Genomic DNA, 19,313 nt, shown 5'->3' with positions numbered 1-19,313 from the left:
TATAATCTATGAGTAGCAAAAATTATAGCGTCTATTTTTTAATCTAATTTCTTTATATTAAACTTAACAGTTGTGCCCTCGCCTAAAACCGACGACGCTTCTATATTGCCTTCAAGTCTGTTTACAAGTTTTTTTACGGTGGAAAGTCCAATGCCGTTCCCCTTTTTTCCATTCCGATCTAATGTGTTATTGGTAACAAATAAATCAAAAATTTTAGAAAGTTGATTGTTGGGAATACCCATCCCGTTGTCTGTGATTTCAAAATAGTAAATGCCGTCTTTTTCACGGCAATCTATATCTATCCTTATTTTTTCCTTATCGTTATACTTTAAACTGTTTCCTATTAGATTCAGCAAAATTTGCTCTAGCGCTACCTTATTGGCCTGCATTTCAATATTTTCTTCGGGCAGGTTTATCTCGCAGTCCATATTAATGTTCAAAAGCTCTATTATTTCTTCCAACATATCCTGGCTATCAAAAACTTCACTGCGGAAAGCTGCGGTTTTGTTAGTTTCATAATGCTCTAAAAGCCCGGTAATATATTCGCTTAAAGTAAAGGACGACTGCTTTATATAATCCAAATAATCTTTTCCCTGTTCATCCAATAATTGCCCGTATTTAGTGCGCAACATATCTGAAGTAATAATCATATTTGCCAAAGGCATCTTCATATCGTGCGATACTATACCCGCAAAATGCTTTAACTCCTCGTTGCGCTCCTCGAGTTCTGCCTGAGCAGTAAGCAACAGCCGGTTGTGTTTTCTCGCCTCAAACAAATTTACCACTTGATAGGCCAAAGCTACAAGCGCCTTCTGTTGCGATTTGGTTAACGTTCGTGGTTTGGTGTCAAAAACACAAAGGGTGCCAAGTGGGTACCCATCAGAATTTACCAATCGCACGCCCGCATAAAAAATGGCATTCATCTCCGTCACTAACGGATTGTCCTTAAACCGCTCGTCCTTTCTGGCATCCTCAACAATAAAAATGTTGCTTTCGTCTAAAATTGCGTGCCCACAAAAGGAAATATCCCGTGGCGTTTCATTTAAGGAAAGTCCGTACTGCGATTTTAAAAAATTGCGGTCGGCATCCAACAGGGTAACCAGCGAAATGGGAACATCACAAATATTCGCTGTTACCGCGGTAATATTGTCAAAGTCCTTTTCAGGCAAAGTATCTAATAAATGATACGATCGGAGCGCAGCTAATCGTTGCTGCTCGTCAACGGGAAATTTTGGTTTAATCAAGGTTGTTGTTTTATCAAAGCCTTAAACAGCTTGTTGTTTAAGGATTTTCGGTAAATGTACAACATTTTAAGTGGAAAATTTCGCCAAAATTTTTTTATGTGAAATGGATTAAACATTTACTCAAAAGCGTTCGTCTAAAGGCCAAGTAACTCAAAATGAATTAAAACCCTTCAAACACTCCTAATCCAAATAGCGCAAAATCATATTTAACAGGATCTGCAGCGTCCATTTTTCGCAAGTTCGTATCCAACTCCAGCAATGACTTTGCATCGTTCTGTTTTCGGGTTAAAAGTTTTAATTTGCGCGCTACATTGCCACTGTGTACGTCTAACGGACACGAGAGTAGGGCGGGAGGGATGCTCTTCCAAATTCCAAAATCTACTCCGGCCGTATCGCGCCGCACCATCCAGCGCAAAAACATATTTATTCGTTTGGCAGCCGAATTTTTTAAGGGATCGCTCACGTGTTTTTCCGTTCTCGTTGCATGCGGCAATTCAAAAAAGGTTTTTTTAAAATGATGTATTGCTGCCTGCATTGAATCTGCTCCTGCGTTTTTCGCGAAAACACGCTCCAGCCCGCCGTGATTTCTATAAATGTTCTGCAGCGCCCTTAAAAAATAAACAAGGTCGTAACTGTTAAAAGTACGGTGTACAAAAGTTGAAAGTGAAGCCGCTTCCTTTTCCGAAAAATTCATCACAAAATCAAAAGGCGCACCCTCCATCATTTCCATCAGTCTTTGCCCGTTGTTTATTATGCTCTTTCGGTTTCCCCAAGCAATGGTAGCTACCAAAAACCCTGCAATTTCAATATCTTCCTTTTTTGAAAAAAGATGCGGGATTTGTATCGGATCGGTTTCAATAAAATTCGGATTGTTATACATACGAACCTTTTCATCCAAAAATGATTTCAATTCGTTCTTGTTCATAGTCTATATTTTATCTCTCCCCAGAAACGTATGTGAACTAATTGGCGATCGGCGAGTTTCTTTTTCAATTCCTATTCCACTATAACCCCATCCTGCATTACCAATTTTCGATCCGCCATATTCGCGAGCTCCTCATTATGGGTAACAATTACAAAGGTCTGTCCAAATTCATCCCGCAGCTGAAAAAATAAATTATGAAGATTTTCGGCACTTTCAGTATCGAGATTTCCACTGGGTTCGTCGGCAAGAATTATGGCGGGATTATTTATTAAAGCGCGCGCTACGGCCACTCGTTGCTGCTCCCCTCCGGAAAGCTCGTTGGGCTTGTGATCCTCGCGGTGCGAGAGCCCTAAAAAGGACAGTAGTTCCTTGGCTCTTTTAGTGGCTTGGGCCTTGGGTGTGTTTTTTATAAACGCGGGAATACAAACGTTTTCCAATGCCGTAAATTCCGGAAGTAATTGGTGGAATTGAAAAATAAACCCCAAATTTTCATTTCTAAATTGCGCCAGTTGCTTCCCCGAAAGGGAACCGATGTTTATATCGTTTATTACCAATTTGCTTTTAGTCAAATCAAAAGCATCCAATGTTCCCAAAATTTGTAGTAAGGTAGTTTTTCCAGCCCCCGATGCCCCGACAATTGAAACTATTTCGCTCTTTTTAATATGTAGCGAAACGCCTTTTAAAACGTGGAGATTGTCGTAGTATTTATGAATATTTTGGGCTTCAATCATAGCAAAAATTTAAACCGTGAAAGTACTATTTATACTGCTATAATACAATCTGATGGGTATTATTGTTTTTATTTAAACTTATGTGTCTATTTTTGAATTGCAATTTTTAAATAGAAAATACATGGCATCATACAAATATTTTGAAGAGTATAACCAGCCCGTTACCGATAGTTTAATTAATGATTACGGTAATATTTTAGGAACCATCGGAGAAGATGTTAAGCGCGAAGGCATTGTAAAAACACCCGAACGTGCAGCAAAAGCCATTCAGTTTTTAACTTCCGGCAACTGCCAAGATCCAGCCGAAATTTTAAAAGGCGCTATGTTCGCCGAGTCTTATCACGATATGGTTATCATCAAGGATATTGAGCTGTATTCATTGTGCGAGCACCATATGCTCCCCTTCTTCGGCAAGGCACATATTGCCTATATTCCCGACGGACATATAGTCGGGCTCAGTAAAATACCGCGCGTAGTAGATGTTTTTGCACGTAGATTGCAAGTGCAGGAACGGCTTACGCACGACATCCTAGAGTGCATAAACAATACCCTAAAACCAAAAGGCGTGGCCGTAGTTATTGAAGCCTCGCATATGTGTATGATGATGCGCGGAGTACAAAAACAAAACAGTGTTACTACCACCTCAGGCTTTCGCGGACAATTTGAAGCCATAGAAACTCGCAGCGAATTTTTAAAATTAATAAGTCACGACTTGTCGTAACTTTTTTTACCGATTTTGGCATCGCGATTTCTTGGAATGTTTTTTGTACTACTGCAAGCGAAAAAAAATATAATGAAAAACGAAAAATATAAATTACTTAAAAAGGGTATTGTTTTAGATTTGGTGGGCATGGCAACCATGGCCATCCCTCTAATCGGTCCGTTTTTAGACATAATATGGGCGCCCATTGCAGCAAAAAAAATGACTAAAATGTACAAAGGCTCCGAAGGAAAAATTGCTTCAGTCCTGGTGTTTTTAGAAGAAATACTTCCCATTACCGATGTAATTCCAACATTTACCCTTATGTGGCTCTACACCTTTGTCTGGAAGAAACAACCAAAACCACAAACTATTAAAGTACGGGTCGACGAATAAAACGAGGCTGTTTAAAAAGTGATTTTGGATGTCTGTTCGAGCGCAGTCTAGAACGCTGTGTTTTTTGAACATATAATTAAATTATAATTGCGCCCAACCTGACAAACCGATTGTTTTCTACTTTTTAAACAGCCTCATTTATATTAAATTTCATTGTTGTCCGATAAAAGTAATGACTAACTCTGGAAAACCCCATATTGTATGTAGTCCCTACGGGACTAGGAATTGACGGGGCTCTATTTTTTTACCCATATTTAATGCCTAACGGCATACTGCTCCAGCTGGACAAAATATTGGTAATCAAGAGATCGCACCTAAACAAATGTCCGTAGGGGAAAAACATGATTTTTAATCGGACAATACTGATTAAATTTCTACTTTTAAATTTACGTTTATACTTCGTCCCATGTTTAAAATGTTATCCAACTTAAACCGCGACAAATGCGAAACATATTGCTTGTTGGTTAAATTGGTGCCGTTTAAACCTACCTTCAACAATATTTTATTAAGCGTAAAACTGCTCTCCACGCCCGCACTTACTAACGAATAACCCGCCGTTCTGGTTTCAAAAATACTGACGTTGTTTTGGTCAAAAGTGTTTTCGAGGGTAATAAAGGCCGAACTCGCTTTTCGAGCATTCCCGTCCGCAAATTCTACTCTAAATGTATTCCGAACACTGTTCGCCGGACTTAATGGTAAATACCCATTGTCGTCCAGTTTTCCGGTTACGGTTTCAAAACTACTCTCCAAATGCAGCCAATCCAACGGATGCGGGTGAAGGTGAAACCCAAATTCACCACCGTAAAGCGCTGCATTGTCCTGCAAATAATTATATACTGGCGTATTGTTTATAATTTCATTGGTGGGGGCCAAATAAATGTAATTGTTTACGGCATTGTAAAATCCATTCGCAAAAAACTCTATATGCTCATTTCGGTATTCCAAAGCAAGATCGGCCTGAAAATTCTGCTCGTTTGTTAAACTGCTGTTCCCACGCTCATATCTGTTTGTCCCTTCGTGCACGCCTTCCGATGTTAATTCGGCCAAATTGGGCGCGCGAAATCCACTCGCCAGATTAATGCGGACAGAAAATTTTTCAACCAGATCCATTTTAGCGCCCAAAGCCGCAGTAAAACTCGTAAAACTTTTATCTAACGCTTCAATATAATCTTGGTCCATTGGGCTGCCGGCAGCTTCGCTGTTTATCTTTCGGGAGTCCAATCTAACTCCGGCTTGCAGGTCCACCTTTTCCAAATGGTAGTGCGAGGTAGCCAATACCCCAACATCCGTAGTTTTGGCATCGGGAATTAAAATTTCTTCTCCCTCATTTTTATTGTTTTGAAACATACCCTGCACGCCCACAATAGTTTCAAAATTACCCAGTTGCGGCAGGTGATATTTTAGGTCGTAATTAAACGTATTCAGTTTAAGCCGAAGCGCTGCTACATCGGGTTCATCCTCAAATTCGCGCCTATCGTTAAACAAATAACCCGCTTTTACGTCTAAACTGGAATTGTTAAAAAACAGAGTATTTTCAATACTTAAAATATGGTTGTCTATTTCCTGAAACGGAAGCTCCAGATCCTTCGAACGCGATTGCACCCCAATTTCCTCCGGAATACCAATATTAGACCGATTGTAATTATAGCGAAGGGTAGATTTAAAAGCAATCCCCGAGTATTGAACCCCGGCTTTAAAATCCTTCTCGTTAAATCGCGAATTCGTTACCCTATAGTCCGCCCCCGATTTATAGTCGCTAAAGCTGGCATAGGCACCACGGGCCAAAAATTTCAATTTTTTACCGGAGGTTTTTATTCCCAGATTTGTAGAAGTTCCCAAAGTATTTGAAAAATAGCTACTGCTTACATCGCCCTGCGTTTCCCCCGTAAGTGCAAATTTTTCGGGGTTTAAATATAGCACGCCTCCCAAAGCATCACTGCCGTAGAGTAGGGAAGCAGGCCCCTTAATTACCTCCACACTCTCTATTCCCGCTTCATTGATGCCAAGGCCGTGCTCATCTCCAAATTGTTGGTTTTCCAAACGCACGCCCTGGGCATACGTTAAAACCCTATTGGAACTTAGACCGCGGATTACGGGCTTGCCAATTCCCGTGCCAGTACTAATTATATTTACCCCGGCAATAGTGTTAATACCCTCGGCAAGGGTTACCGCTCCCGACGCCCGCAATTCGTCCGTAGAAACGCGTTCTACTTTCATTACATTATCGCTCTGTAATTTATGAAAGGGCGTAGAGATAATTACCTCCTCCATTTCCACGGCGCTTTCCTGCAACTGCAGGTTTTCCGTTACCGTTTCTCGGTTTGTAAAACTTAGTTTCCTCGACACACTGGCATATCCCAACGAAGAGAATACCACATTATAATTGCCATCCGGAATGTTGTTTATAGTGTAATTACCGTCAAAATCGGCTACCGTTCCTTTTTCCAATTGCGGAATATAAACGGTTGCTGAAATAGGGTCATTTGTATTTTTTGAAGTTATATTTCCCGTTAAGGAATTTTGTGAGCTCGCTGTGGCGTACAAAAATAGCACCGCCAGCAAGCATAAATAATTTTTCATGCGCTCTCGATTTTAAAATGTAAATTTTTGAATTAATGTGAAATGCTAAAAATCAAGAAAATAGAGGAGGACCACGAAGAAAATAATACCTTGTATGTAAACTGCAATCCGATAGAATATAAGCGGTTGCTACACATTCAAAACTGTGAAAAACTGTAAACTCGGGCAGCTTTTCTGGCGAAAAATTAAATATTGAAAAATGAAAATCGCAAATAGAACAATCTAATTGCTTTTCGTGAAGATGAGTAGATAAATCGGTACAGGCTCTGTGCTCATGGCCGTCAAAGGAATGCGCAAAGCTTACCGCAGTGGGCAATAGCAGGGCAACCGAAAAAATGGTCGCTACCAGAATTTGCATTATTTTCCTTTGTAAAACCTTCATTTTTTAAATAAAAATCCTAAGCCCATACCGCTGAGCATCTTTTTAATAAAATTCCAAAAAAAGTTGAACTCTCCAAATACCCACCCAAAAAATACCAATAATACCTGATAAATCGGGAAGATTATTAAAATGCGGAATGGCCAGTAAATATACCAGCCCATTTCTTTCCGTACTTCTAAAAATTCCGAAACGGGCGCCCCGAGCTTTGCTGCGGAACTGCCGGTAATTGCGAAAACCAAAAATATTATAACAAGTTGGCCGTTGGTTTCAATATTCCAACGTTCTTTAAGCTTCTTCAATTTCTTCCTCCTATAAATTTTTCATTGTATTTTTCCTGAAAATACATAAAGTAGTTATACAATAAATAATTTACCTCATACCCGTAATCTACCGCTGCATCGTAGTTTATTTGCTCGGTATATAGGTTTCTGGAATATTTTGTAGGATTTAAAACCCGTGTGTTGTATTCGGCCACAAATTGCCTGTTTTTGGATTCTAATTTTGCCTGCCCGTAGTATCCCCGTGGCGGTTGCGAAATTAGCCAGGAATCAAAACCCGGTTCTACGATTATAACCTCGTATTCCAACGCTTCGTTCGCAATTTTAATAGTGTCGTTGGTAGCAATTTCCGAAGAAGAAGTATCGCCAATGGTTTTTGAACCAGGACCGCAACTAAAGATTGCAACGGATAAAAATGCTAGTATAAAAATGTTTTTCATCTGTTTAAACTTTTATGATTCAAAACTGCTCGGCATGCAATTTCAATCAAAATGAATTTTTGCAAAGTTAACGAATGTTATATGAAGCCCACGTTATTTAATAATCATTTAAAAGAAAACCGCCCATTTTAACAGGGCGGCGTGCAATTGTCTATAGTAAATTAAAGTGCTATTTCCCGAAAAGGCCTCCGAGCATACCGCCAAGGCCTCCTTTTTTCTTTTTTCCACCTAAAACCATCCCGGCAATATCGTCTATAACGCTGCCATCGCCATCGGCGTCTAAAAGCGTTGTTATTAGCGATTGGTCGTGGTCCGTATTTTTACCCATTACAGACCCAAGTAAATCGCCCAGCCCATTTTCATCTACATTGTCCTTTCGTTTTTGGCTACCCAAAATTCCCATCAATATAGGTGCCGCCATCTGTATAATCTTAGCTACCGAATTGGCATCTACGCCACTTACCTTGCTAATACCCTGCTGCACCTTTTGTTGGTTCCCGCCAAGTACGTGGCCCAATATACCTGCACCATCGCTCATTAAACTACTGTCTGCACTTTGGTTTCCCAATAAATCGCTCAGCTGGTTTAAAATGGAACCGTCGTGCCGATTGTCCTCCAAGGCACTGTTTAAACTTTGTGCACCCTGCGGACTCGCAGCGTTTTTTTGCATGGCTCCCAAAATAACAGGTAACGCCATGCTCAATACATTTGCAGTTTTTTCGGGAGTTTCACCGGTTTTGGCACTTGCGGCAGTAATAAGCTGCTGCCCCATATCGCTGCTGAGAAGATCTAAAATTGAAGGCATAATTTTCTGATGTTTAAGTTAGTAGGCAACTAAAGTAAATAAAATTATTTAGGCCTTCGTCAATAAGCTTATTATTTGTTCGGCAAGCTCAATGCCTATACGGTCTTGCGCTTCGTTTGTGGCGGCACCAATATGTGGCGTAAGCGAAATAGCGTCATTCATTAAAACTTTAATCGAAGGAGTGGGCTCATTCTCAAAAACATCCAAGGCCGCGAACGAAACCTTCCCATCCTCAATAGCTTCCAAAAGTGCAGCTTCGTTAAGTATCCCACCGCGTGCAGTGTTCACAATGCCCACGCCGTCTTTCATTTTGGCAATTTCGTCTTTTCCAATTAAATACCCCGATTGTGAAGGCACGTGCAAACTAATAAAATCGCTCTTTTTGATAAGCTTATCTATTGGCGCGGTCTTTATTTTTAAAGTAACCTCCTGTCCGTCGTAAAAAGTAAGCGTAATATCGGCTTCCCCAACTTCGTGGTCGCTGGCAATTACTTTCATCCCACAGCCCAAAGCTATTTTGGCTACCTGCCGCCCAATTCGCCCAAAGCCTATAATTCCCAATGTTTTTCCGCGCAATTCGCGCCCCGAGCCGTAACTCTTCTTTAATTCCTTAAACTTGGTATCGCCGTCTAAGGGCATATTTCTGTTGGCATCGTGAAGATAGCGAACGCCTCCAAACAAATGTGCAAATACCAACTCGGCAACCGACTCCGAAGAAGCCGCCGGGGTATTTATTACGTTTATTCCGTTTTTTAGTGCGTAATCCACATCTATATTGTCCATGCCAACGCCACCGCGACCTATTATTTTTAACGATGGACAGTTGTCTATTAAATCCTTCCGCACTTTGGTGGCACTGCGCACCAAAAGCACTTCTATATGGTGTTCGTTGATGTAATTTTGAAGCTGTTCCTGTGCTACACTTACTACTATTACTTCAAAACCTGCATTTTCCAACGCTTTTACTCCGCTTTTTGAAATACCGTCATTTGCTAATATCTTCATGTTTTATTCTTTCCTATTATTAATTTTATTCTTCTTGGGAATTCAAAATTCAACCCATAATTTTTACTGCTGTTACGCTTTTAAGTTTTAAGCGCCTTTTTCAACCGTTTGCATAACATCTACCAAAACCGCCACACTTTCCAAAGGCAGCGCATTATACATAGATGCTCTGTACCCGCCAACACTACGGTGCCCGTTTATCCCGCTAATACCAGCCTGTTTTAAAGATTCGTCAAAGGTGGCTTTTAACTGTTCGTCCTTTAAATTAAAGGTGGCATTCATTTTAGAGCGATCCTCTTTCTTGGTAACATAGCCCTCAAAAAGTGAGTTTCTATCTATTTCGGCATAAAGAAGGGCGGCCTTTTGATTGTTTACCTTTTCTATTGCAGAAATTCCTCCAGCATCCTCCAACCACTGCAGGGTCAACATTGAAACATACACCGCAAATACCGATGGCGTATTAAACATGCTCTCTTTCCCTATCTGCACCTTGTAATTAAGCATAGATGGAATGGCGCGCGAAACCTTTCCGAGGATTTCTTCCTTTACCACCACCAACGTAGCTCCCGCCGGCCCCATATTTTTTTGCGCCCCGGCATATATTAAATCGAATTTTGAAAAATCCAACTGCCGCGAAAAAATATCGCTACTCATATCGCAAACCATCGGAATGTCGGTTTCGGGAAACTGCTGTAGTTGCGTACCAAAAATGGTATTATTACTGGTACAGTGAAAGTAATCCGCATCGCCCGGAATACTATAGTTTTTTGGGATATAATTAAAGTTATCGCTTTTTGACGATGCTACTTCCACCACTTCCCCCAAGAGCTTAGCCTCTTTTATGGCCTTGTCGCTCCAAGTGCCGGTGTTTAAATACGCAGCTTTCTTTTCCAATAAATTATAAGCCGTCATCAAAAACTGCATACTCGCCCCACCTTGCAAAAACAAGGCTTGGTACCCTTTATTCTGAAGCCCCAAATGCGTTAATGCCAAACTTCGGGCAGTGTCCATTACCGCAACAAAATCTTTGCTTCGGTGCGAAATTTCCAATAACGAAAGGTTTAAATCGTTGAAGTTTTTTACAGCTGCGGCAGCTTGTTGCAAAACCGATTGCGGTAATATGCAAGGCCCTGCGCTAAAATTATGTTTCTTCATCTTTTGTGAAATTTATACAACAAAGATGTGAATTATGCAGTTAAAATATTGGGCAATTATGGTTTTTTTATCAAGGAAGTATCAACCGTAGGAATTATATAATTCTCCCAAATTAATACCGTTGCTTTGTAGGTCGAAAAATAAAATACACTTGCAACAGTTTGGGCATCCCATTAATTTTTCAATAAAAATGCCACCGTATCTACCCCGTCGGCATAATCCCAAAGTTGTGGGTGTTGCGCTTCCCCAAAAGCAACTTCATTGGTAAACCCTGCTTTTGAAACCAAACATTGAATCTGCATTTCATTCGCCTTTAAATCTGCTTTTAAACTTTCCAACCCTGTGTAGAATTCATAAAAAACCACCGAAATAGGCGAGGAGAAGCCAGTATCTTGCTTTAGTATCATAAACTCATTGTCTAAGAGCGGAAAACTGTCCATTAAATACACCGCCTTGTTGTAATCGTAATTATTGATGTATTTGTGGTGGTTTATAATTGCCTTCCAACTATACATAGCCTTAAAAAACGCTTCAAAATTATAGTTTTCGGGAATGTAAATTTTTGAAACGTTGCGGCAGCCCAATCCAAAATACCTAAAAATATCGTCGGCGAGTTTTACGAGTTCAGCCTCGGTTTCTTCCCCGGTTAACACTGCAACCGAATTTCGGTTTTTGCGGATAATATTCGGGTATTTTCCAAAGTAATATTCAAAATAGCGCGCCGTATTATTGCTTCCGGTGGCAATTACGGCATCAAAATTTTGCAATCTTCCTTCGGTAAATTCAATTAAATCCTTAAATCTGGGCTCAACGGATATTAAATGGCTTGCCAGATAGGGCAGTAAGGTTTTATCGTTAGACGATAGCTTCGCCAAAACCTTGTTTCCCGTAATTAACACAGAGAGAAAATCGTGGAATCCCACCAACGGAATATTGCCCGCCATAATAATTGCGACGGTTTTTGGCTTTGCTTCCTCCAAATTATACGCTGCAACCCACTGCTCCAAATTTTCTTCACTCAGCGCCTGACTCCAATTTTTTAAGGCAAATGATATATTATCCGGGGTAAACCATCCGTTTTCCGCTTCGGCTTTCTTTAAAATATGATTGGTTTCGGTATTAATTTCGCCAAGAAATTTCCCTAATTTGATAAAAGCGTTAATTCTGTCCTTTATTTGCATACTTCCTTTGGAGTTACCCTTTATAGGCATTAAATTTGTGCAAAGTTAGAAAAAGTAAATACCATGGCAATTATAATAACAGACGAATGTATAAACTGCGGTGCTTGCGAGCCCGAATGCCCGAATACGGCAATATATGAAGGTGCCGACGATTGGCGTTATGCCGATGGCACCGACTTGGAAGGCAATGTTGTGCTTCCAAATGGAAAACAGGTAGATGCTAATGAAGCTCAAGAACCTGTAAGCGACGAAATATACTTTATAGTAGCAGATAAATGTACCGAGTGCAAAGGTTTTCATGATGAACCACAATGTGCCGCCGTATGCCCCGTAGATTGCTGCGTTCCCGATGAGGACAACGTAGAAACCGATGAGGAACTACTGGCCAAGCAAGCCTTTATGCACAAAAAGTAAATTTTTATATATTTCAACAAAAATAAATCGCCCTTCAAATAATTAAATTTGAAGGGCGATTTGTATGTAGGGGAGTTAAGCGAAAATTATTCTTTTACCGCTGCATTGCTTTTCATCTGCAACTTATAAACGTCAGAAACAATGGCGTCTAGATTTGCGTCGTAACGCTCAACAACAAAGTTTCCATCCGCATTAAAATATCCAAAAGACGACTTCCCATCCCTAGACATTATATAATAACCATTTTGTGAAGTAGGCTTTATAATTGCGTACTCTTCCTGGGTAGCATTGTCCTTTACGGTCATTAATCTGTACCCATCTTTGTCTTTCTGATTTAAAAACTGAAATCGGTTGCCATCGTAATCATAGCTTACATCGGTATTTACCTTGGCGGGCTTCATCACAACACTTTGGTTGGTCTGGTTTGCGTCACTATCGTCTAAAGCTAAAATCTGCTTTTTGGTTTTTGTAACGGCTTTGGTTGATACCTCTGTGCCTTTTTCACTTTTTACAGCAGTCTTTGTAACTACCGTTTCAGATTTCTTATTTTTATTTTCTTGTGCAAAACCAGCCGTAAAAGCTGCCAATGCAATAATTAAGAGTGTCTTTTTCATAGTGTTATATTTTGGTTTGATTTTCTAATTACAAATATATTTGCTGTAGCTGTTAAAACGAAATATTAAATGATAACTAATTCTTAAAATATTCAACGATTCTTGCTTATTTAATAAAATTTCTTAAAATAATCGCTAATGTTCGCTTTAAACTATAATTTTTACGATACTATTTTTCAAATAAAATTGAATATTCATCGCAAATAAGCCACCGCAAAAGCCCTATGTTCCAACCGAAATCCCGAAATGGAACTTAGTATTTATAGTTTTTTAGTCGTTATCTAATTTGGCCATCCCTTTCGGACGCGTTTCCAACTGCGCTCTTCTTTCGGCCAATTCCTGCGCCATCTTAGCTTTTTTTGCTTCGAATTCCGCCTTTCTTTTAGCAGCCAAAGCAGCCTGTTCTTTTTTAGAAGCTTCCAGCTGTACCTGTACCTGCGCTTTCTTTGCGGCAATCATTGCCTCGTTCTCCCGATCTACCACAACTTCATCTACCAGCACTTTTTTATCGGAATCCCTTTTTGTAGTTTCCTTAAATTCCTGGTTGGTTTGGTTGTTGTCCTTTACAACTACCACCCCGCTTTCGGTATCGGTGTTTTTTACCTCTTTAATCTTTACATCACTACCTTCTTTGGTAATAACGCGCTTTACGGTAGATTCTTCCCGAACGGTTTTATTTTCCTGGGCCTGTAGTGCCGAAAAGGTAAAAACGGCCACGGCTATGCTCATTACTATACGTTTCATAATTTTGGTTATTAAGGTTTCTAGTGTAAACATAGTGTTACAATAGTTAAGTTATTCAAAAATTTTAGTGAAAATATCCCCAATCTTTTTCTGAAAAGCATTTTAAACGAAGTCTTGATTGTATGCTTTGAAGATGTATATTTGCACCTCTTAAAAATTTCAGCATATAAAGCGAAAATTAATAAGAGATAGGTTGAAGCTCATAACACAAAACGTTTTTCGGAATCGGTTTTTAAATTGAAAAATATTTCCAGCGTTTTAAAACTTAGCGTGCTAAGCCATTTTAAAATTAAATAAAGATTATTACTATGAAAGCAGGTATTGTAGGATTGCCAAACGTTGGAAAATCCACTCTTTTTAATTGTTTGTCCAATGCAAAGGCACAGAGTGCCAATTTTCCCTTCTGTACCATCGAGCCTAATATTGGCGTTGTAAATGTACCGGACAAGCGCTTGTTAAAGTTGGAGGAATTGGTAAAACCAGAGCGCGTATTACCTGCAACTGTTGAAATAGTAGATATCGCAGGCCTTGTAAAAGGAGCCAGCAAAGGGGAGGGGCTCGGCAACCAGTTTTTGAGCAACATCCGCGAAACCGATGCTATTCTTCATGTATTGCGTTGTTTTAACGATGATAATATTGTACACGTAGATGGTAGCGTAAATCCTATTCGCGATAAGGAAACAATAGATATTGAACTGCAATTAAAAGATCTGGAAACGGTAGACAAAAAACTGGAAAAAGTAAAACGCGCGGCTCGTACCGGAAATAAAGAAGCACAAAAAGAAGAGGCAGCTTTGTTAAAGGTAAAAACGGGTCTAGAAGCCGGAATCTCCGTTCGGGCAATTGAACTTTCTGCCGAGGAACGTGAGGAGTATATAGCCGACTCCCAATTTATAACAGACAAGCCTGTGCTTTACGTTTGTAATGTAGATGAAGCTGCAGCCGCAACGGGCAACGACTATGTGGATAAAGTAAGAGCAGCGGTAGCCGATGAAAATGCCGAGGTTTTAGTTTTGGCAGTTGGCACCGAAGCCGATATTACCGAACTCGACACCTTCGAAGAACGCCAAATGTTTTTGGAAGATTTGGGATTGGACGAGGCGGGTTCTGCTAAATTAATTCGCAGTGCCTATAAACTGCTAAACCTGCAAACCTATTTTACGGCCGGTGTAAAGGAAGTACGGGCGTGGACCATTCCCGTTGGTGCTACAGCACCTCAGGCGGCCGGTGTTATTCACACCGATTTTGAGAAGGGCTTTATCCGCGCCGAAGTTATAAAATACGACGATTTTGTTACTTACGGTAGCGAGGCCAAAGTAAAGGAAGCAGGAAAAATGGGGGTAGAAGGAAAGGAGTATATCGTAAAGGATGGCGATGTAATGCACTTCCGTTTTAACGTGTAAACAGCGTATTCACAAATCTAAACTTGTTGCCGCTTTAGTCTTTTAATTCAGAGATTAGGTCTTCGTAGGTGTAATACTCCTTCGTCTTATTCGTGTTTTTGCTGTAAAGCACTTTTACGCGTAAGGCTTTTAGGCCGGTAACACCCTGTAAGTCTTCCAATTCCAACATCTCTACACCCTCGTCGAGCATTTTCTGACTTTGTAAAAACTTTATATATTGTAAATACTCTTCCTCGTCTTCTTTTTGCGAATATACCATTACAATTTTCCCCGGTTGGGTAATACGCTCTTCGGTTCCTTTTATATGGGCCTTGTCCACGCGTTTTTTTACCACTTCATATCGCGCGTTATAGGTGCCATCTACGTCAAATCGTTTTTCGTCCATCCTAAACCGTAGCGACAACGATCCGTTAAATACCAAAATCATCGAGGCTACATCTAAATTTACGGGCAAGCTCTCCTTAAAATTATAAAAGCTATTCTCCATTTCGCACACAATCTGCAACTGCCACAACCTTAAATTTTTAAGGTATAACTTGTTAAAGGTTCTACGCTTTGTAATGTTTTCACCTATATACATATTGTGCTCAACCCCGTCTGTATTAAAACGTTCAAAGTAATGCGGGTACATTTGCTGTGCCTCCAGCTGTTTCCTGTCTAAAATCGCTGCAAGCCTTTTGTTGGTTTGCATAACCGATTCGTCGTAGTCTTTTCTAAATTTATAAACCAATCCCGAATTTAGATCCACCAGTTCGTTGTATTCATCTATCCACTTTTTATGCGTATTGTTCTTAAGCCGCATATGTTTAAAAAATGGAATGATTTCAGAAGCGATAAAATCTATTACTTTTCGCTCTGTATCTACTTGAAGGTTTTCGGTAATTTCATTTGAAAAGTTCGCGACTGTAAACTTCATCTGCTCAAAAATTAGCAGCGGATTGTATTTTGAAAGCTTTTGCAGCAGTTCGTCTATATACTGTAATTGCAGCATTAAGTCTTGCTTGGTAGCCTCGTTTCGAGCTTCGGAAGAACCTTTTATATCGGTTTGTCCATACAGCGGAAACACATCCTGAAAAACAATTTCCCTAAAATAGTTGGCATTGCCTTCGTTTTTACTGTTTAAATACCGCTTTGCCTCCTGCCGAAACTTCCAATGTACACTGCTGTGTATGGCAGTACATTCCTCTTGGATAATAAGTTCCAATTCGTTCTCCAGATTTTCCTTCGAGCGCACAACCGAATCAATTAAAAACGGCATTATATCGCGTAGCTTGTTGGCATTAATGGTATTAAGGTCGTTCGCGTTGGGCGAAACCAATTCCAGCACCCCCAAAATTTTATCCTCGTGTACTATCGAGGCAAAAATTGCACTCTTCATACCTTGGTCCAGCATTTTTTTATAGAGCAGATTATCCGGGTATAATTTGTGGTAACGCTCGGCATCGGTAATGCAGTAAAATTCGCGCTGCTTAAAAAGCTTGTAATACGAACCACTACAAAGGGCGTCCTTGCAGCGTTGCGATTTCTTATTATTGAGTATAAAACTCGAAATTTCCTTAAACAGGGTGCGTTCAAAAGTCTCCGTTTCTTCGTGATAGTCGGTAAAGCCTATCATCAAATCCTTTAAATGAAAAATAGAGCGGAAAATACGGCTAAACTCAGTATCCTCAAAGCCCCCGTTTTTTTCCAATCGCAGTAAATTCGATTTAAAATCTGAAATGGATACATTTAAGGTAACATCCGTTAGCGAGGCGATAACAAAACCGTTAAAAATCCAGCTTTCGGGTGGAAACTTTTCTTTCCAAATGGCAACATTTTCGTAGCTCTCCAAAAGTTCGTTGATATCCGCTTCCGAAATATCCTTCGCCTTATCGGTTTTTTGAATTTCCACAAAATCTGCATTGTAGAGCAGCCTGTAGTTTTTTACCATCCCGTGTTCATCGGGAATATTGTAGTAATACGAACGTCTAAAATCAACTTTTATCCCGTAATATATATTTAAAATTATACTGCAGCCCATAATATAAAATTGGTCTGCATTAAAATTTATAATCTCTAATGCTACCTCTTCTCCAGCCGCCTTAATTAAATTTTTATAGCGTTGGGTGCATTTAATGGCAATATTTTGAAAAGGAATGGTGGCGAATTTAATTTCGTTTTCGGTCAACAACGGGGAGAACAACGGATTTAACACCGCGTCTATTTGCGTTTGGTATTCGGTGAGGTCCGTACATTTTGTTAAGCCCGTAGTTAGTTTGGGATATTCTTTTTCTATAGCGAGTATTTCCGCAGCCTGCTGTTTTTCAATCGCAGTCTGGGGTTCCAAAGCTTTGTAAGCGTCAAAAACCTTTTTGAAGCCCACTTTTATCTTCATCGGGAAATCCCTTTTTTCTACTATTAAATCGTCTTTTAACATAAGGGGATAAAAGTACGAGTTAAAAATTAAGCGATATGTTAATAAATAACAAAATATTAGCCCATGTCACGCATTGCCAGAATAATCTGCTATTTTTGCCCCACAAATAAAAACACAGATTCTATGAGACTTATTTTAGCTTCACTTTTAACAATTTCATTACTTTCCTGTACGCAGGAATCCGACAGCTATGTGCTACAAGGCGAGGCTCAAGGTTTTGCCGACGGTACCGAGATTTACGTCTATACCTTGGCAGACAGGCAACCTAAAATTATTGATACTATTACCGTTACCGGCGGTGCCTTTTCGGCTACCTATCCAAATAGCCAGGCCACTAGCCTTAATTTTTTAAGAGTGAATGAAGTGCCCGGCTCAGTAATATTTTTCCCTGAAAATGTAGATATGAAAGCCACTATTTACAAAGATAGCATACAGGCATCTCGTGTGTCCGGTGGAAAGCAAAACAATGCCTACGGCGAATTTGCCGATAAAATGACGGCCTTTAATAAAAGAAAACAAGAAAGCATGGACCGTTTCCGCGAAGCCCGCATGGCGAACGATACGGCCGAAATTGCCGAAATACAAAGTAAAAATCTAAATATTGTTGCGGAAGAAACCCAGTATAAAAAGGAATTTTTAAAGTCGAACAACAATACTCTTTTCGCCGCTATGCTTATTTCTGAAATGGTAGGCAGAAAAGAACTCACCCCAGCCGAAGCCTCTGCTTTTATAGATAATATGGATTCAAAACTGGCAACCAGCGGTATTGTAACCGATTTAAAAACCAGCATAGAAAATATGAAAAAGGCCGAAGTGGGAAGCCTTGCTCCAGATTTTAGCGCTCCAACTCCAACGGGCGAAATGAAGTCGTTAAAAGATGCCCTTGGAAAATATACGATTATAGATTTTTGGGCCTCGTGGTGCAAGCCTTGCCGTATTGAAAACCCGAACGTGGTAAAAGTGTACAATAAATACCACGATAAAGGCCTAAATATTATCAGCGTTTCTCTAGATAAAGCCGAACAAAAAGACAAATGGATTCAAGCCATAGCCGACGATAAAATGGATTGGCACCATGTTTCTAACCTGCAATTTTGGCAAGACCCAATCGCCAAGCAGTACAACGTTCGTTCAATTCCTGCCACATTTTTATTGGATGAGGAAGGCGTAATAATCGATAAAGATCTACGCGGCGCCGCCCTGGAAGCCAAAATCGCAACCCTTTTAGGCGAATAAAAGCATAAAAATTCATTGAGCTAAAATTAATACCACACAAAACCCTACACATAACCAATCCTGTCCCTATGGTTGACAGATGGGAAAAAACATTAACCCCATCCACCCGTCCCATAGGGACAGAATATCGGTGGCTCCATCCACCTGTCCCGTAGGGACAACATATGGGTAGAAAAGGAAACGGACAAACGAACCCATTGTCCCGTAGGGACAAAATATGGGTAGAAAAAACCTATAACCAAGCCCGGCATCATCAAATCATCGACCCATCCACCCGTTCCGTAGGGATAATATATGGGTAGAAAAAACATGGACAAACAAACCCATTGTCCCGTAGGGACAAAATATCGGTAGAAAAAGCCCGAAAGATAGAATCCCATTGTCCCGTAGGGACAACATATCGGTAGAATGCATTGGCTCCATCTATTTGTCCTGTAGGGACGAAATATGGGTAGAAAAAACGTCTAACCAAACTCAGCATCCCCAAATCATCGACCCCATCCACCCGTCCCGTAGGGACAACATATGGGTAGAAAAGAAAACGGACAAACAAACCCATTGTCCCGTAGGGACAAAATATCGGTAGAAAAAGCCCGAAAGATAGAATCCCATTGTCCCGTAGGGACAACATATCGGTAGAATGCATTGGCTCCATCAACCTATC

General features: G+C 40.2%; 19 protein-coding genes. 5 read left to right on the top strand and 14 right to left on the bottom strand.

Annotation, left to right across the window (positions count from 1 at the left end; all coding sequences use genetic code 11):
- Positions 1-38: 38 nt before the first annotated feature.
- From VZD24_RS08870 to VZD24_RS08860, 3 genes are all read right to left on the bottom strand, one after another.
- Complete coding sequence (locus VZD24_RS08870) at positions 39-1,244, bottom strand: sensor histidine kinase (protein ID WP_342687508.1); 1,206 nt, start codon at positions 1,242-1,244, stop codon at positions 39-41.
- Between the two features lie 160 nt (positions 1,245-1,404).
- Positions 1,405-2,169: a TIGR02757 family protein gene (locus tag VZD24_RS08865; protein ID WP_342687509.1), complete on the bottom strand. Its 765-nt coding sequence runs from the start codon at positions 2,167-2,169 to the stop codon at positions 1,405-1,407.
- 71 nt (positions 2,170-2,240) lie between these two features.
- Positions 2,241-2,900: an ABC transporter ATP-binding protein gene (locus VZD24_RS08860; RefSeq protein ID WP_342687510.1), complete on the bottom strand. Its 660-nt coding sequence runs from the start codon at positions 2,898-2,900 to the stop codon at positions 2,241-2,243.
- 121 nt (positions 2,901-3,021) lie between these two features.
- Here VZD24_RS08860 and folE point away from each other — a divergent pair, with 121 nt between their 5' ends.
- Positions 3,022-3,621, top strand: a complete 600-nt coding sequence (folE, locus tag VZD24_RS08855; protein WP_342687511.1) for a GTP cyclohydrolase I FolE — start codon at positions 3,022-3,024, stop codon at positions 3,619-3,621.
- A gap of 72 nt (positions 3,622-3,693) precedes the next feature.
- Positions 3,694-3,996, top strand: coding sequence for a hypothetical protein (locus VZD24_RS08850; protein ID WP_342687512.1), 303 nt, complete (start codon positions 3,694-3,696; stop codon positions 3,994-3,996).
- A 366-nt stretch (positions 3,997-4,362) separates the two neighbouring features.
- Here VZD24_RS08850 and VZD24_RS08845 read toward each other — a convergent pair whose 3' ends face one another.
- The 8 genes from VZD24_RS08845 to VZD24_RS08810 all read right to left on the bottom strand — a co-directional run bounded on the left by VZD24_RS08845 (position 4,363) and on the right by VZD24_RS08810 (position 11,822).
- Positions 4,363-6,576: a TonB-dependent receptor gene (locus tag VZD24_RS08845; RefSeq protein WP_342687513.1), complete on the bottom strand. Its 2,214-nt coding sequence runs from the start codon at positions 6,574-6,576 to the stop codon at positions 4,363-4,365.
- A 52-nt stretch (positions 6,577-6,628) separates the two neighbouring features.
- Positions 6,629-6,958, bottom strand: a complete 330-nt coding sequence (locus VZD24_RS08840; RefSeq protein ID WP_279448206.1) for a hypothetical protein — start codon at positions 6,956-6,958, stop codon at positions 6,629-6,631.
- Positions 6,955-7,257, bottom strand: a complete 303-nt coding sequence (locus VZD24_RS08835; RefSeq protein ID WP_279448205.1) for a DUF6787 family protein — start codon at positions 7,255-7,257, stop codon at positions 6,955-6,957. The genes VZD24_RS08840 and VZD24_RS08835 overlap by 4 nt, the downstream gene beginning before the upstream one ends.
- Positions 7,254-7,676, bottom strand: a complete 423-nt coding sequence (locus VZD24_RS08830) for a DUF6146 family protein (protein WP_342687514.1) — start codon at positions 7,674-7,676, stop codon at positions 7,254-7,256. Before VZD24_RS08830 ends, VZD24_RS08835 begins: the two co-directional genes overlap by 4 nt.
- 169 nt (positions 7,677-7,845) lie before the next feature.
- Complete coding sequence (locus VZD24_RS08825) at positions 7,846-8,481, bottom strand: DUF937 domain-containing protein (protein ID WP_279448203.1); 636 nt, start codon at positions 8,479-8,481, stop codon at positions 7,846-7,848.
- Positions 8,482-8,529: 48 nt separating this feature from the next.
- Entirely contained in the window at positions 8,530-9,486 is a 957-nt protein-coding gene (locus tag VZD24_RS08820; RefSeq protein ID WP_279448202.1) for a D-2-hydroxyacid dehydrogenase, read from the bottom strand.
- Between the two features lie 87 nt (positions 9,487-9,573).
- Positions 9,574-10,641: a 3-phosphoserine/phosphohydroxythreonine transaminase gene (serC, locus tag VZD24_RS08815; protein WP_342687515.1), complete on the bottom strand. Its 1,068-nt coding sequence runs from the start codon at positions 10,639-10,641 to the stop codon at positions 9,574-9,576.
- 173 nt (positions 10,642-10,814) lie between these two features.
- The gene (locus VZD24_RS08810) at positions 10,815-11,822 is read right to left on the bottom strand and encodes an acyl-CoA reductase (RefSeq protein WP_342687525.1); all 1,008 of its coding nucleotides are present in this window, start codon (positions 11,820-11,822) and stop codon (positions 10,815-10,817) included.
- Positions 11,823-11,885: 63 nt separating this feature from the next.
- Between VZD24_RS08810 and VZD24_RS08805 the strand changes: the two genes are divergently transcribed.
- A complete protein-coding gene (locus VZD24_RS08805; RefSeq protein ID WP_279448200.1) occupies positions 11,886-12,236 on the top strand; it encodes a 4Fe-4S binding protein in 351 nt (116 codons plus the stop codon).
- An 86-nt stretch (positions 12,237-12,322) separates the two neighbouring features.
- Here VZD24_RS08805 and VZD24_RS08800 read toward each other — a convergent pair whose 3' ends face one another.
- The gene (locus VZD24_RS08800; RefSeq protein WP_279448199.1) at positions 12,323-12,850 is read right to left on the bottom strand and encodes a hypothetical protein; all 528 of its coding nucleotides are present in this window, start codon (positions 12,848-12,850) and stop codon (positions 12,323-12,325) included.
- Positions 12,851-13,120: 270 nt separating this feature from the next.
- Positions 13,121-13,594 carry a hypothetical protein gene (locus tag VZD24_RS08795; RefSeq protein ID WP_342687516.1) on the bottom strand — a complete coding sequence of 158 codons (474 nt, stop codon included), beginning with the start codon at positions 13,592-13,594 and terminating at the stop codon, positions 13,121-13,123.
- A 308-nt stretch (positions 13,595-13,902) separates the two neighbouring features.
- Between VZD24_RS08795 and ychF the strand changes: the two genes are divergently transcribed.
- On the top strand, positions 13,903-14,997 hold the full coding sequence (gene ychF, locus VZD24_RS08790; RefSeq protein WP_279448197.1) for a redox-regulated ATPase YchF: 1,095 nt from the start codon (positions 13,903-13,905) through the stop codon (positions 14,995-14,997).
- 34 nt (positions 14,998-15,031) lie between these two features.
- On the opposite strand, the gene VZD24_RS08785 is transcribed toward ychF, so the two are convergent.
- Positions 15,032-17,371 carry a GAF domain-containing protein gene (locus VZD24_RS08785; RefSeq protein WP_342687517.1) on the bottom strand — a complete coding sequence of 780 codons (2,340 nt, stop codon included), beginning with the start codon at positions 17,369-17,371 and terminating at the stop codon, positions 15,032-15,034.
- A 165-nt stretch (positions 17,372-17,536) separates the two neighbouring features.
- Here VZD24_RS08785 and VZD24_RS08780 point away from each other — a divergent pair, with 165 nt between their 5' ends.
- Entirely contained in the window at positions 17,537-18,649 is a 1,113-nt protein-coding gene (locus VZD24_RS08780; RefSeq protein WP_342687518.1) for a redoxin domain-containing protein, read from the top strand.
- Positions 18,650-19,313: the final 664 nt, after the last annotated feature.

The sequence above is a fragment of the Aequorivita flava genome (genome assembly GCF_038742595.1).
In the GTDB taxonomy this organism is placed as follows: Bacteria; Bacteroidota; Bacteroidia; order Flavobacteriales; family Flavobacteriaceae; genus Aequorivita; species Aequorivita marisscotiae.
Note: the sequence above shows the minus strand (reverse complement) of the source record. Positions and strands in the feature narration are given on the sequence as shown.

Coding starts and splice junctions, on each gene's coding strand:
- VZD24_RS08800 (WP_279448199.1), bottom strand. CDS start 12,850: ATGAAAAAGACACTCTTAATTATTGCATTGGCAGCTTTTACGGCTGGT.
- VZD24_RS08830 (WP_342687514.1), bottom strand. CDS start 7,676: ATGAAAAACATTTTTATACTAGCATTTTTATCCGTTGCAATCTTTAGT.
- serC (WP_342687515.1), bottom strand. CDS start 10,641: ATGAAGAAACATAATTTTAGCGCAGGGCCTTGCATATTACCGCAATCG.
- VZD24_RS08785 (WP_342687517.1), bottom strand. CDS start 17,371: ATGAAGATAAAAGTGGGCTTCAAAAAGGTTTTTGACGCTTACAAAGCT.
- VZD24_RS08805 (WP_279448200.1), top strand. CDS start 11,886: ATGGCAATTATAATAACAGACGAATGTATAAACTGCGGTGCTTGCGAG.
- VZD24_RS08840 (WP_279448206.1), bottom strand. CDS start 6,958: ATGAAGGTTTTACAAAGGAAAATAATGCAAATTCTGGTAGCGACCATT.
- VZD24_RS08865 (WP_342687509.1), bottom strand. CDS start 2,169: ATGAACAAGAACGAATTGAAATCATTTTTGGATGAAAAGGTTCGTATG.
- folE (WP_342687511.1), top strand. CDS start 3,022: ATGGCATCATACAAATATTTTGAAGAGTATAACCAGCCCGTTACCGAT.
- VZD24_RS08795 (WP_342687516.1), bottom strand. CDS start 13,594: ATGAAACGTATAGTAATGAGCATAGCCGTGGCCGTTTTTACCTTTTCG.
- VZD24_RS08845 (WP_342687513.1), bottom strand. CDS start 6,576: ATGAAAAATTATTTATGCTTGCTGGCGGTGCTATTTTTGTACGCCACA.
- VZD24_RS08850 (WP_342687512.1), top strand. CDS start 3,694: ATGAAAAACGAAAAATATAAATTACTTAAAAAGGGTATTGTTTTAGAT.
- VZD24_RS08820 (WP_279448202.1), bottom strand. CDS start 9,486: ATGAAGATATTAGCAAATGACGGTATTTCAAAAAGCGGAGTAAAAGCG.
- VZD24_RS08860 (WP_342687510.1), bottom strand. CDS start 2,900: ATGATTGAAGCCCAAAATATTCATAAATACTACGACAATCTCCACGTT.
- VZD24_RS08825 (WP_279448203.1), bottom strand. CDS start 8,481: ATGCCTTCAATTTTAGATCTTCTCAGCAGCGATATGGGGCAGCAGCTT.
- VZD24_RS08780 (WP_342687518.1), top strand. CDS start 17,537: ATGAGACTTATTTTAGCTTCACTTTTAACAATTTCATTACTTTCCTGT.
- ychF (WP_279448197.1), top strand. CDS start 13,903: ATGAAAGCAGGTATTGTAGGATTGCCAAACGTTGGAAAATCCACTCTT.
- VZD24_RS08810 (WP_342687525.1), bottom strand. CDS start 11,822: ATGCAAATAAAGGACAGAATTAACGCTTTTATCAAATTAGGGAAATTT.